This is a genomic window from Sphingomonas morindae (assembly GCF_023822065.1).
In the GTDB taxonomy this organism is placed as follows: Bacteria; Pseudomonadota; Alphaproteobacteria; order Sphingomonadales; family Sphingomonadaceae; genus Solisphingomonas; species Solisphingomonas morindae.
The window spans coordinates 2,354,465-2,366,805 of record NZ_CP084930.1 but is presented as its reverse complement, the minus strand read 5'-3'; the positions used below and the strand labels follow the sequence as shown (position 1 = coordinate 2,366,805).

10 protein-coding genes are annotated in these 12,341 nt (G+C 69.7%); 8 read left to right on the top strand and 2 right to left on the bottom strand.

The genetic code is table 11. The annotated features are described in order from the left end of the window. Positions 1–28: 28 nt before the first annotated feature. Entirely contained in the window at positions 29–676 is a 648-nt protein-coding gene (locus LHA26_RS11605) for a TerC family protein (RefSeq protein ID WP_252165770.1), read from the top strand. Here the strand turns inward: LHA26_RS11605 and cysQ are convergent. Further along, positions 663–1,502 carry a 3'(2'),5'-bisphosphate nucleotidase CysQ gene (gene cysQ, locus LHA26_RS11600; RefSeq protein ID WP_252165769.1) on the bottom strand — a complete coding sequence of 280 codons (840 nt, stop codon included), beginning with the start codon at positions 1,500–1,502 and terminating at the stop codon, positions 663–665. The genes LHA26_RS11605 and cysQ overlap by 14 nt on opposite strands. A 181-nt stretch (positions 1,503–1,683) precedes the next feature. Here cysQ and cysD point away from each other — a divergent pair, with 181 nt between their 5' ends. The 7 genes from cysD to LHA26_RS11565 all read left to right on the top strand — a co-directional run bounded on the left by cysD (position 1,684) and on the right by LHA26_RS11565 (position 11,062). After that, positions 1,684–2,610: a sulfate adenylyltransferase subunit CysD gene (gene cysD / locus LHA26_RS11595; RefSeq protein ID WP_252165768.1), complete on the top strand. Its 927-nt coding sequence runs from the start codon at positions 1,684–1,686 to the stop codon at positions 2,608–2,610. Next, positions 2,610–4,520, top strand: a complete 1,911-nt coding sequence (cysN, locus tag LHA26_RS11590) for a sulfate adenylyltransferase subunit CysN (protein WP_252165767.1) — start codon at positions 2,610–2,612, stop codon at positions 4,518–4,520. Before cysD ends, cysN begins: the two co-directional genes overlap by 1 nt. A gap of 130 nt (positions 4,521–4,650) precedes the next feature. Continuing rightward, on the top strand, positions 4,651–6,114 hold the full coding sequence (locus LHA26_RS20060; protein WP_302897986.1) for a methyl-accepting chemotaxis protein: 1,464 nt from the start codon (positions 4,651–4,653) through the stop codon (positions 6,112–6,114). 178 nt (positions 6,115–6,292) lie between these two features. Then, positions 6,293–7,564 (top strand): cation:proton antiporter, encoded by a 1,272-nt coding sequence (locus tag LHA26_RS11580; RefSeq protein WP_367890715.1) that lies wholly within the window; start codon positions 6,293–6,295, stop codon positions 7,562–7,564. A gap of 84 nt (positions 7,565–7,648) precedes the next feature. Then, entirely contained in the window at positions 7,649–8,788 is a 1,140-nt protein-coding gene (locus LHA26_RS11575; RefSeq protein ID WP_252165766.1) for a fumarylacetoacetate hydrolase family protein, read from the top strand. A gap of 21 nt (positions 8,789–8,809) precedes the next feature. Then, positions 8,810–9,598 carry a D-xylose 1-dehydrogenase gene (gene xylB, locus LHA26_RS11570; protein WP_252165765.1) on the top strand — a complete coding sequence of 263 codons (789 nt, stop codon included), beginning with the start codon at positions 8,810–8,812 and terminating at the stop codon, positions 9,596–9,598. Between the two features lie 45 nt (positions 9,599–9,643). Beyond that, on the top strand, positions 9,644–11,062 hold the full coding sequence (locus LHA26_RS11565; protein ID WP_252165764.1) for a sugar porter family MFS transporter: 1,419 nt from the start codon (positions 9,644–9,646) through the stop codon (positions 11,060–11,062). Positions 11,063–11,122: 60 nt separating this feature from the next. Here LHA26_RS11565 and LHA26_RS11560 read toward each other — a convergent pair whose 3' ends face one another. Next, complete coding sequence (locus LHA26_RS11560; RefSeq protein WP_252165763.1) at positions 11,123–12,202, bottom strand: LacI family DNA-binding transcriptional regulator; 1,080 nt, start codon at positions 12,200–12,202, stop codon at positions 11,123–11,125. Between the last annotated feature and the right edge of the window lie 139 nt (positions 12,203–12,341).

Below are 12,341 nucleotides of genomic sequence, written 5' to 3'. Positions count from 1 at the left end.
CGAGCGGCTTGGCCGGAGGAGCGACGCGATGATGGACATTTGGCAGCGCATGCTCGCCGATTTCGCCCATTTGGGATCACCGGCGGCGCTCGCCGCCTTCGCCCAGGTGGTGCTGATCGACGTGATGCTGGCGGCGGACAATGCCATCGTCGTGGGCGCGCTCGCCTCCGGCCTGCCGGCGACGCAGCGGCGCAAGGTGATCCTGATCGGGATCATGGCGGCGCTGGCGCTGCGCATCGTCTTCGCGCTCGGCGTCACGCTGCTGCTGCGGCTGACCGGGCTCGTCTTCGCGGGCGGCCTGCTGCTGCTGTGGGTGGCCTGGAAGATGTGGCGCGAGCTGCGCGAGGCCACCCCCGCCGCCGGGGCGGACCAAGCCGAAGCCGCGCCGCGCAGCTTCGCCCGCGCCGCCTGGGCGGTGGCGATCGCCGATGTCAGCATGAGCCTCGACAATGTGCTGGCGGTGGCCGGCGCCGCCCGCGCGCATCCCGGCGTGCTCATCATCGGCCTGCTGCTGTCGGTGGGGCTGATGGGCTTCGCCGCCAATCTGCTGGCCCGGGTGATCGAGCGCTATCGCTGGATCGTCTATATCGGCCTGGCCGTGATCCTCTGGGTGGCCGGCAAGATGATCTACGAGGGCGTCACCAGCCCGCAGACCGGCCTTCTCACTCTGTTTTGAGGAAGGGCCCCACCGGCGGGGCGCTGACCCCGCCACAGGCGACGAAGCCCGGATTGAAGAAGCGCGCCTTGTTGTAGCGCAGCGGCGCCCCGTCGGGCCCGAACACGCCGCCGCCCGCCGCGCGCAGCACCGCGTCGCCGGCGGCGGTGTCCCACTCCATCGTCGGGCTGAGGCGCGGATACACATCGGCCTCGCCGTCCGCGACCAGGCAGAATTTGAGCGAGGAACCGCACGACACCCGCTCGCCCACGGGCAGGGCGGCGAGATAGGCGTCGGTGGCGGCGTTGCAGTGCGACTTGGAGGCGACCACGGCCAGCGCCTCGGGGCTGGCGGCGCGCACGCAGAGCGGCCGGCGCGCGCCCAAGCCGTCCGGGCCGAGCCGCGCGGCCCAGGCCTCGCCCCGCGCGCCATCGCCGAAGAAGACATCGCCGCGCGCCGGCGCATAGACCAGGCCCAGCGTCGGCACGCCCTCTTCGATCAGCGCGATGTTGACCGTGAAATCGCCCCGCCGCTGGACGAACTCCTTGGTGCCGTCGAGCGGATCGACGAGGAAGAAGCGGCGGCCGCACAAAGGCACTCGGCCCGCGGCGGCTTCCTCCTCGGCCACCACCGGCACGCCCGGGGCGAGCCGCGCGAGATCGGCGAGGATGATCGCCTCGCCCGCCGCGTCGGCCGCCGTGACGGGCGAATGATCGGCCTTCCACTCCACCGCGAAATCCTGCGCGTAAATCTCCAGGATCGCCGCGCCGGCGGCAAGCACCGACAGGAGCAGCCCCTCGCCAAGGGCGACGCGATCAAGGGGAGGCAAGGCGGAACCGGCGTGCATGACAGGGCTCGATATGGGTATCCGCCGCTGCATTACACCTTTTCCGCGCCGTCCGCCCCAAGTCGTTCTTGGCCGTGGCCAAGATCATCGTGACTGTGGCCGGCTTGACGCAGTCTCGCGCCGCGGCCCATGTCCGGCGCCTGCCCCGGCCCCGCCGCGCCCCGCCGCCTTGGACCCGATCATGACCGCTGAAGCCGCCCGTGCCGATCTGCCGCTCACCCATCTCCAGCGCCTCGAGGCGGAGGCGATCCACATTCTGCGCGAGGTGGTGGCCGAGTGCGAGCGGCCGGTGATGCTCTATTCGGTGGGCAAGGATTCGGCGGTGATGCTGCATCTCGCCCGCAAGGCCTTCTACCCCGCGCCGCCGCCCTTCCCGCTGCTGCATGTGGACACGACATGGAAGTTCCGCGCCATGTACGAGATGCGCGATCGCATGGCGGCGGCGAGCGGCATGGAGTTGCTGGTCCACCAGAATCCCGAGGCCAAGGCACAGGGCATCAACCCCTTCGATCATGGCGCGCTGCACACCGATATGTGGAAGACCGAGGGGCTCAAGCAGGCGCTCGACCTGCACGGCTTCGACGCGGCCTTTGGCGGCGCGCGGCGCGACGAGGAGAAGAGCCGCGCCAAGGAGCGCGTCTTCTCCTTCCGCTCGGCCAATCATCGCTGGGATCCGAAGAACCAGCGGCCGGAACTCTGGTCGCTCTACAATGCGCGCAAGGCGCGCGGCGAGAGCATCCGCGTCTTTCCCCTGTCCAACTGGACCGAACTCGACATCTGGCAATATATCCAGGCCGAGGCGATCCCGATCGTGCCGCTCTATTTCGCCGCGCCGCGCCCCACGGTCGAGCGCGACGGGCTGCTGCTGATGGTGGACGATGACCGCTTCCCGCTGCGCCCGGGCGAAACGCCCGTGCTCCGCTCGATCCGCTTCCGCACGCTCGGCTGCTACCCGCTGACCGGCGCGGTGGAGAGCGAGGCGGCGACGCTGCCGGCGGTGATCCAGGAGATGCTGCTGACCACCACCAGCGAGCGCCAGGGCCGCGCCATCGATCGCGATGGCGGCGCCGCGAGCATGGAGAAGAAGAAGCAGGAGGGCTATTTCTGATGTCCGACGCGGACCCCGCCTATGTCGCCGAGCGGCTGATCGCCGAGGATATCGACGCCTATCTCACGCGCCACCAGCACAAGACGCTGCTGCGCTTCCTTACCTGCGGCTCGGTGGATGATGGCAAGTCCACGCTGATCGGCCGGCTGCTCTTCGACTCCAAGATGATCTTCGAGGATCAGCTGGCGGCGCTGGAGGCGGACAGCCGCCGCGTCGGCACCCAGGGCGATCAGATCGATTTCGCGCTGCTGGTGGACGGCCTCGCCGCCGAGCGCGAGCAGGGCATCACGATCGATGTCGCCTATCGCTTTTTCGCCACCGAGGCGCGCAAATATATCGTCGCCGACACGCCCGGCCACGAACAATATACGCGCAACATGGTGACGGGCGCATCCACCGCCGATCTCGCGGTGATCCTCGTCGATGCGCGCAAGGGCATACTCACCCAGACCCGGCGGCACAGCTATCTCGCCCATCTGCTCGGCATCCGGCACATCGTGCTGGCGGTGAACAAGATGGACCTGATCGGCTATGATCAGGCGCGCTACGATGCGATCGTCGAGGCCTATCGCGGCTTCGCCGAGCGGATCGGCATCGCCGGCTTCGTGCCCATGCCGATCTCGGGCTTCAAGGGCGACAATGTCACGCGGCGCTCGGCCGCCATGCCCTGGTATGCGGGGCCGAGCCTGATCGAGCATCTCGATACCGTGCCGCTCGATCAGGATGCCGCCCGCGCCCGGCCCTTCCGCATGGCGGTGCAGTGGGTGAACCGGCCCAATCTGGATTTCCGGGGTTTCGCCGGGCTGATCGGCAGCGGCACGGTGCGGCCGGGGGATGGCGTGCGGGTGCTGCCCTCGGGCCGCACCAGCCGCATCGCGCGGATCGTCATCCAGGATGGCGATCTCGCCGAGGCGGTGGCCGGCCAGGCCGTGACGCTGACGCTCGCTGACGAGATCGACTGTTCGCGCGGCGATGTGCTCGCCGCCGCCGACGCCCCGCCCGAGGTGGCGGACCAGTTCGAGGCGACGCTGATCTGGATGGCGGACGAGCCGCTGCTGCCGGGCCGCGCCTATTGGCTCAAGCTCGGCACTCGCACCGTCAGCGTCACGGTGCAGCCGCCCAAATATCAGGTCAACGTCAACACCTTCGAGCATCTCGCCGCGAAGACGCTGGAGCTGAACGCGATCGGCGTCGTCACGCTGCTATGCGATCAGCCGCTGGTGTTCGCCCCCTATGCGGAGGATCCCGCGCTCGGCGGCTTCATCCTGATCGACAAGATGAGCCATGCCACGGTGGCGGCGGGCCTGCTGCACTTCGCGCTCCGTCGCGCGCAGAATGTGCATTGGCAGGCGACCGATCTCGATCGCACCCATCATGCCGCTATGAAGAATCAGAGCCCCGCCGTGCTCTGGCTCACCGGCCTGTCGGGCGCCGGCAAATCCACCATCGCCAATCTTGTCGAGAAGAAGCTGGCGCGGATGAACCGCCACACCTTCCTGCTCGATGGCGACAATGTGCGCCACGGCCTCAACCGCGATCTCGGCTTCACCGATGCCGACCGGATCGAGAATATCCGCCGCGTCGGCGAGGTGGCGCGGCTGATGACCGATGCCGGGCTGATCGTCATCACCGCCTTCATCTCTCCCTTCCGATCCGAGCGGGCGATGGTGCGCGCGATGATGAAGCCGGGAGAGTTCGTGGAAATCTTCATCGACACACCGCTGGCCGAGGCCGAACGGCGCGACGTCAAGGGGCTCTACGCCAAGGCCCGTGCCGGCAAGCTTAAGAATTTCACCGGGATCGACAGCCCCTATGAGGCACCCGAGGCACCCGAGCTGCACATCGACACCAGCAACATGACCCCGGAAGCGGCGGCGGACGCGATTGTGCGTCATCTGCTGGATCTCTAGCCGGGCCGCGCATCGGGCATCTACCACGGCAAAAACCCTTAGTCGTCACTTTGGCGATGATTAGTCCGATACTCGTAAGAGCACCTCATCTGGGCGTCCCTGCGCGGGGCGCGGGAGAGAGGATAGGTTTATGCTGCACTGGTTCGAGACACAGGCGCCGATCCGCACCAAGTTCAAGATATTGCTGATCGTGCATACGGCCCTCGCCCTTCTTGCCGCCGGGGTGACGCTCGTCGCGCTCTGGGCGCCCGGCGCGGCATCGGCCACCCTGCTCAGCGTCGCCGCGCTGGTCCTCGCGGCGATCGTCGTTACGGTGGTGCTGGTGTCGGGGCATCTGATCTGCACGCCCTATGTCAACACCGTGGTGCGGATGGAGGCGCTCGCGGCGGGCGATACGGCCAGCCCTATCCAATATACCGAATATCGGGATTGTGTCGGCCGCATGACCAAGGCGATGCAGGTGTTTGGCGAGAATGCCCGCAAGATCGCCGAAAGCTCGGCGGCGCAGGATCGCATCGTCGCCGCGCTGCGCGGCGGGCTGGAGCATATCTCCGCCAACGATCTGTCCTATCGCATCGAGGAGCCGTTCCCGGCGTCGCACGAACAGCTTCGCCACGATTTCAACCAGGCGCTCAGCTCGCTCTCCGCGACGATCGCGGCGGTCTCGCACTCGGCCAGCGCCATCCACACGGGATCGAGCGAGATCCGCGCCGCGTCCGACGATCTCGCGCAGCGCACCGAGGAACAGGCCGCCTCGCTGGAGCGCACCGCCGGCGCCACCAGCCAGGTGACGTCCATGGTGCAGGAGACCGCGCGCAGCGCCAGCGAGGTGCGGACCGCGATCGGCGAGACGCATCGCGAGGCGACCGATGGCGGCGCGGTCGTGTCCGAAGCGATCGCGGCGATGGGCGCGATCGAGAAATCGGCGCAGGAGATCAAGCAGATCATCGATCTGATCGACGGCATCGCCTTCCAGACCAACCTGCTCGCGCTCAACGCCGGGGTCGAGGCGGCGCGTGCGGGCGATGCCGGCAGAGGGTTCGCCGTGGTCGCCTCCGAGGTGCGCGCGCTCGCCCAGCGCTCCACCAGCGCCGCCAAGGACATCAAGGATCTCATCACCAAGAGCGCCGAGCAGGTCGGCTCCGGCGTGCAGCTGGTCGGCCAGACCGGTACCGTGTTGCAGAAGATCGTGTCGCGCGTTGGCGCGGTGCGCAGCCTCGTCGCCTCCATCTCCGACTCGGCCGAGACGCAGGCGACGAACCTGGGCGAGGTGAACCGCGCGGTCGGCGAGATGGACAAGATGACGCAGCAGAACGCCGCCATGGTCGAGGAGAGCACCGCCGCCGCGCGCAGCCTCGCCGCCGAGGCGGATGAGCTTGCCACGCTCGTCAGCCGCTTCCGGACCGACAGCGTCCGCACCGCCACCGCCGGCGGTGCCGTCACCTCGCTGACCACCGCGCGCGCCGCGCGCCGCGCGCCGCCGGTCGCCGCGGCGGCCGCCGCCACGCTCCGGCGGCCCGTGCTCGCCACCAGCGCGTCCGCGCTGGCCGCCGCCGCGCCGTCGGGGGGCGGCGACGACTGGACCGAATTCTGACGCGCTAATGCTTTGTCCGCGCGCTGGGCCGTCGGCAGCGATGCCGGCGGCCTCTTCTTGCCACCCCTTGGCGAATAGTACGGACTTGCTATGACACCGGCCTGCGCGGCGGCCTGGCCGCGGCGCACACCGACAAGCGCGCCCCGGCATCGGAGGCGCGGCATGGGGGGGAAGGCGGATGATGGCACCGGCGCAGCTGAGCGTTGCCTTTTTTCTGGAAGGCGCGGCCATTCTCGCGACCGCGCGCGCCATGGGCTTTGTCGCGCAGCGCTGGCTCGGCCAGCCGCGCGTGGTGGGCGAGATGATCGCGGGCGTGCTGCTCGGCCCGTCGCTGCTCGGGCTGATCGCGCCCGCCGCGCAGGCCCTGCTCTTCCCGCCCGAAACCAAGCCGATCCTCTACGTGATCGCGCAGCTCGGCGTCGGGCTCTACATGTTCATCGTCGGGCTCGGCTTCAGCCGCGAAGGCTTTGCGGAGGATGCGCGCGCGGCCTCGCTGGTGTCGATGGCGGGCATGGCGCTGCCCTTTGTCGGCGCGGCGCTGCTGGTGCCCATGCTGCTGCCGCTGCCCGGCCTGTTCGCGCCGGGCCTCGGCGCGGGCCGCGCCACCCTGTTCCTCGGCGCCTGCATCGCGATCACCGCCTTTCCCATGCTCGCGCGGATCATCCATGAGCGCGGCCTGTCCGGCACGCCGCTTGGCACGCTCGCGCTGGCGGCGGGCGCGGTCGACGATGCCGGCGCCTGGACGGTGCTGGCGGTGGTGCTGGCCACCTTTGGCGGCGGCGCGCTGCTGATCGCCAAGACGCTGGGCGGCGCGCTGCTGTTCGCGGCGCTGGTGCTGGGCCTGGGGCCGCGCCTGCTGCGCCCGCTCGGCCGCCGCGTCGAGGCCGGGGAGGACGTCGATCACGGCGCTTTGGCGCTGGTGCTGGGCCTGTTCCTGCTCGCGGCCTTCGCCATGGATGCGGTGGGCATGCACGCCGTGTTCGGCGGCTTCCTGCTCGGCACGGTGATGCCGCGCGGCCGCTTGACCGCGCTGGTGCGCGCCCAGGTGGAGCCGCTCACCGTGGTGCTGCTGCTGCCCTTCTTCTTCGTCTATTCCGGCCTCAACACGCGGCTGTCGCTGCTCGCCGATCCCGCGCTGCTGCTGATCGCGCTGGCGGTGCTGGCGGTGTCGGTGATCGCCAAGGGCGGCGCCTGCTGGGCGGCGGCGCGACTCGCCGGCAAGGACAATGCCACCGCCGCCGGCATCGGCGCGCTGATGAACGCGCGCGGCCTGATGGAGCTTATCATCCTCAATATCGGGCTGGATCGCGGCATTATCGGGCCGCGCCTCTTCTCCATTCTGGTGCTGATGGCGGTGCTGACCACCTTCATCGCCTCGCCCCTGTTCGAATGGTCGCGACGCCTCGCGATCCGGCGCAATTGGGACACGCGACCGATCGCGCTCCCTTGACAGTGGGCCCGCTCCCCGGCGAATATGATAGCGCTATCACGCGCGCGGCGCGTCCTAGCCAGAAATAAGCGGGGGAGAGCGCCCATGGACGGCCAGATCATCGATATCAGCCTGTTGCCCGAAGACTGGCGGGAGGGCCGCTTTCTCGGCCGCGTCGCGACTCCGGAAGGCCCGAGCCCCGTGCTGATCGAGCAGGGCCAGGCCTATGACATGGCCGCCCTCGCCCCCACCGTCTCGGCGCTGGTCGAGGCGCGGCTCTTCACGGCCGAGAAGGGCCGGCCGCTCGGCCCGGTGGAAACGCTGCGCTGGCTCAGCCCCATCGATCTCCAGGTGGTGAAGGCGGCGGGCGTCACCTTCGCCGTGTCGGCGCTCGAGCGTGTGATCGAGGAGCGCGCGCGCGGCGATTCCGGCGCTGCCGCCTCGCTCCGCGCGCGGCTGGAGGAGCGGATCGGCGGCTCGATCCGCAGCGTGGTGCCCGGCAGCGCCGAGGCGGCCGCGCTCAAGGCGGCGCTGATCGACGATGGCATGTGGTCGCAATATCTCGAGGTCGCGATCGGCCCCGATGCCGAGATCTTCACCAAGGCGCCGGTGCTGGCGACGGTGGGCGGCGGCGCGGCGATCGGCGTGCGCTCGGATTCGGGCTGGAACAATCCCGAGCCGGAAGTGGTGCTGCTGGTCGATTCGCGGGGCGAGGCGGTCGGCGCGACGCTGGGCAACGACGTCAATCTGCGCGATTTCGAAGGGCGCTCGGCGCTGCTGCTGAGCAAGGCCAAGGACAATAACGCCTCCTGCGCCGTCGGCCCGCTGGTCCGGCTGTTCGACCAGGGCTTCACCATCGACGATGTCCGCCAGGCCGAGGTGGACATGCTGATCGAGGGCGAGGACGGCTACCGGCTCGACGGCCACAGCTCGATGAACCAGATCAGCCGCGATCCGCTCGAGCTGGTGCGGCAGGCGCTCAGCGAGCATCATTATCCGGACGGCTTCGTGCTGTTCCTCGGCACGCTCTTCGCGCCCACCGACGATCGCGACGAGCCGGGCCGCGGCTTCACCCACAAGGAAGGCGATCGCGTCACCATCGCCAGCGCCCGGCTCGGCCGGCTTGTCAACCGCGTCACCACCTCCAAGGCGGCGCCCGCCTGGACCTTCGGCGTGGGCGCGCTCATGCGCAATCTCGCCGAGCGGGGCCTGCTGGCGCCCGCGCGCGCCGCCCCGCTGGCCTGACCCTCTCATCCAGGAACTTGCATGTCGGACATTTCTGAAGCGCCCGGCCGGGCGGTGTATCCCAGCCTTGCCGGGAAGCGCGTGCTCATCACCGGCGGCGGCAGCGGCATCGGCGAGGCCTTTGTCGAGGGCTTTGTGGCGCAGGGCGCGCGCGTCGGCTTCATCGACATCGCGCAGGACGCCTCGCAGGCGCTGGCCGCGCGGCTCGCCCCCGGTGCCGCCTTCGCCCCCGCCTTCCGGCCGTGCGACCTGCGCGACATCGATGCGCTGACCGCCGCGATCGCCGAGCTGGAAGCGGCGCTGGGCGGCCCGATGGAGATCCTCGTCAACAACGCCGCCAATGATGATCGGCACGAGGTCGGCGCCGTCACCCCGGCCTATTGGGACGATCGGCTCGCCGTCAATCTGCGCCACCTTTTCTTCGCCGCCCAGGCGGTGGCGCCGGGGATGCGCGCGGCCGGCGGCGGCGTGATCCTCAATCTCGGCTCGATCAGCTGGCACCTCGCCCTGCCCGATATCGTCCTCTACCAGACGGCCAAGGCCGGCATTGAGGGCATGACGCGCGCGCTGGCGCGCGATCTCGGCACCGACAATATCCGCGTCAACACCATCGTACCCGGCGGCATCAAGACCCCGCGCCAGGATGCGCTGTGGCATGATGCCGAGGAGGAGGCGCGGATCCTCGGCACGCAATGCCTCAAGCAGCGCGTGCTGCCGGCCGATGTCGCCGCGCTCGCCCTGTTTCTCGCGTCCGACGACGCCCGCATGTGCACCGGCCATCATTATTTTGTCGACGCCGGCTGGCGCTGAGCGCAAATCTCTAATCAAGCTGCCAAAATCAGGAGAGTGAGGGGAATGCAGGATACGGCCAGCGTGGCGGGGGAAGCGAATAGCCGCTTCGTGCTCGCGATCGTCGCCGTCGCCACCATCGGCGGCTTCATGTTCGGCTATGACAGCGGCGTGATCAACGGCACGCAGGAGGGGCTGGAAAAGGCCTTCGACCTGTCGCGGCTGGGCACCGGCTTCAATGTCGGCGCCATTCTGATCGGCTGCGCCGCCGGCGCCTTCCTCGCCGGGCGGCTCGCCGATCTGTTCGGCCGCCGCAGCGTGATGATGGTCGCGGCCCTGCTCTTCATCGTCAGCGCGCTGATCGCCGGCGCGGCCGGCAGCTCCACCGTGTTCGTCATGGCGCGGCTGCTCGGCGGCCTGGGCGTGGGCGCGGCGAGCGTGCTCTCCCCCGTCTATATCAGCGAGGTGACGCCGGCGCGCATCCGCGGCAGCCTGACCAGCGTCCAGCAGATCATGATCATCTCCGGCCTTACCGGGGCGTTCGTGGCCAATTATGTGCTCGCCAACGCCGCCGGGGGCTCCACCGCGCCCTTCTGGCTGGGCATGGCGGCGTGGCGCTGGATGTTCTGGATGCAGACCATCCCGGCCGCCATCTACTTCCTGGCGCTGATGGTCATTCCCGAAAGCCCGCGCTTCCTGGTGGCGCGCGGCCGCGAGGACGAGGCGCGCCGCGTGCTCGTCCGCCTGCTCGGCCCGACCGAGGCCGCGCAGAAGGTGGCCGAGATCCGTGGCTCGCTCGCCTCCGATCACCACCGGCCGCGCTTCTCCGATCTGCGCGATCCCGCGACCGGCCGGCTGCGCACGCTGGTCTGGGCGGGTATCGGCATCGCCATCCTGCAGCAGCTCGTCGGCATCAACATCGTCTTCTATTATGGCGCGGTGCTCTGGCAGTCGGTTGGCTTCAGCGAGGCGGACTCGCTCAAGATCAACATCCTGTCGGGCGCGCTCTCGATCCTCGCCTGCTTCATCACCGTCTTCACCGTCGATCGCATCGGCCGCAAGCCGCTGCTGCTGATCGGCTCGGCCGGCATGACGGTGACGCTGGCGGTGGTCGCCGCCTGCTTCTCCACCGCGCACGTCGCCGCCGATGGCGGGCTCCACATGTCCGACACTGTCGGCCTGGTCGCGCTGATCGCGGCCAATCTCTACGTCATCTTCTTCAACGGCAGCTGGGGCCCGGTGATGTGGGTGATGCTGGGCGAGATGTTCCCCAACCAGATCCGCGGCTCGGCGCTGGCCGTGGCGGGGGCCGCGCAATGGGCGGCCAACTTCTTCATCTCGGTCAGCTTCCCCGCGCTCGCCGCCGGGGTCGGGTTGGGCGGCACCTATGGCTTCTACGCCGTCAGCGCGCTCTTCTCCTTCTTCTTCGTGCGCCGCATGGTGCGCGAGACGCGGGGCCGCGAGCTGGAGGACATGCCCGGCTGAGCCGGCGCGGCGGACCCGAACCAAATCCTAAGCCCCCGCCCGCAAGGGCGGGGGTTTTTGTTAGGCGCGCGGGCGGCGGCGGCGGCCGGGGCGGCGCGGTGCGGCATCGCTCTTGCGGCGGACCAGCGCATAATCCAGCAGCAGGCGGCGCGCCGGGAAGGCGGTGCCCGCGCGGCGGGCGCGCACCGCCTCGAGCAGCAGCTCCACCGCCGCGCGCGACATGTCGCCGATCGGCTGGTGCACGGTGGTAAGCTCGGGCCAGACGGTGGTGGCGATGGTAGTATCGTCGAAGCCGCAGACGGTGAGATCGCCCGGCACGTCGAGGCCGCGCCGATGCGCCACCGCCACCGCCGCCGCCGCCATATCGTCGTTGCTGGCGAAGATGGCGGTGGGCGGCTCGGCGAGATCGAGCAGCCGCTCGGCCGCCTCCAGGCCGGACCGATAGGTGAAGAGGCCGGGCGCGATCAGCGCGTCGGACGTCTCCAGCCCCGCCGCCGCCAGTGCGGCGCGATAGCCTTCGAGCCGCCGCGCGCTCGCGCTGAGATCGGGCGAGCCGAGGATGATGCCGATACGGCGATGGCCGAGGTCGACGAGATGGCGCGTCATCGCCTCGGCGGCGTGGAAATCATCGATGCCGACGCTCGACACCGGCCCCTCCTCGCGCGCCGTCGCCACCGCCACCGCCGGCACCGGATTTTCGGCGAGCACGCTGAGGATCGCCGGGGAATCGCACAGCGGCGGCGGCAGGATCAGCCCGTCCATGCCACCCTCGATCAGGCGGCGCGCGATCTCCGCCTCATGATCGTCGTCGCGCTCGCACTTCTCGACGATCAGCTGGATGTTGCTGCGGCTGGCGGAATCGAGGCTGCCGACGAGAAAGGCGCTGAGATAGGCGGCGCTCGGATTGCTGTAGAGCAGGCCGATGCGGATCTGGCTGGCGCCCGCGAGCGCCTGGGCGGCGGGATTGGGGGCGTAGCGCAGCTCCGCGATCGCCGCGTGCACGGCCTCGCGCGTCTCGCTCCGCACCCGCGCCTCGCCGTTGATCACGCGCGACACCGTCATCGCGGACACGCCCGCGCGCGCCGCGACATCGCTGATCGTGGGCGCCCCGCCCTGTCGCCGCGTAACCTTTTTCGCCATGCACGCCCCCTCCGCCCTCTGGTTAGCGCAACCTTCACCGTCCGGCGAGCCCCCGGGGATGCGCCAAGGCGGCCGCGCCGCTTCATAGAAGCGCTACCATCGCCGCGCCTTTCCGCCTATTCGGGACGAACCTCTCCGG

What these genes read in the sequence shown, in the direction of transcription:
- LHA26_RS11605 (WP_252165770.1), top strand. Translation starts at nt 29, where the DNA reads ATGATGGACATTTGGCAGCGCATGCTCGCCGATTTCGCCCATTTGGGA.
- cysQ (WP_252165769.1), bottom strand. Translation starts at nt 1,502, where the DNA reads ATGCACGCCGGTTCCGCCTTGCCTCCCCTTGATCGCGTCGCCCTTGGC.
- cysD (WP_252165768.1), top strand. Translation starts at nt 1,684, where the DNA reads ATGACCGCTGAAGCCGCCCGTGCCGATCTGCCGCTCACCCATCTCCAG.
- cysN (WP_252165767.1), top strand. Translation starts at nt 2,610, where the DNA reads ATGTCCGACGCGGACCCCGCCTATGTCGCCGAGCGGCTGATCGCCGAG.
- LHA26_RS20060 (WP_302897986.1), top strand. Translation starts at nt 4,651, where the DNA reads ATGCTGCACTGGTTCGAGACACAGGCGCCGATCCGCACCAAGTTCAAG.
- LHA26_RS11580 (WP_367890715.1), top strand. Translation starts at nt 6,293, where the DNA reads ATGATGGCACCGGCGCAGCTGAGCGTTGCCTTTTTTCTGGAAGGCGCG.
- LHA26_RS11575 (WP_252165766.1), top strand. Translation starts at nt 7,649, where the DNA reads ATGGACGGCCAGATCATCGATATCAGCCTGTTGCCCGAAGACTGGCGG.
- xylB (WP_252165765.1), top strand. Translation starts at nt 8,810, where the DNA reads ATGTCGGACATTTCTGAAGCGCCCGGCCGGGCGGTGTATCCCAGCCTT.
- LHA26_RS11565 (WP_252165764.1), top strand. Translation starts at nt 9,644, where the DNA reads ATGCAGGATACGGCCAGCGTGGCGGGGGAAGCGAATAGCCGCTTCGTG.
- LHA26_RS11560 (WP_252165763.1), bottom strand. Translation starts at nt 12,202, where the DNA reads ATGGCGAAAAAGGTTACGCGGCGACAGGGCGGGGCGCCCACGATCAGC.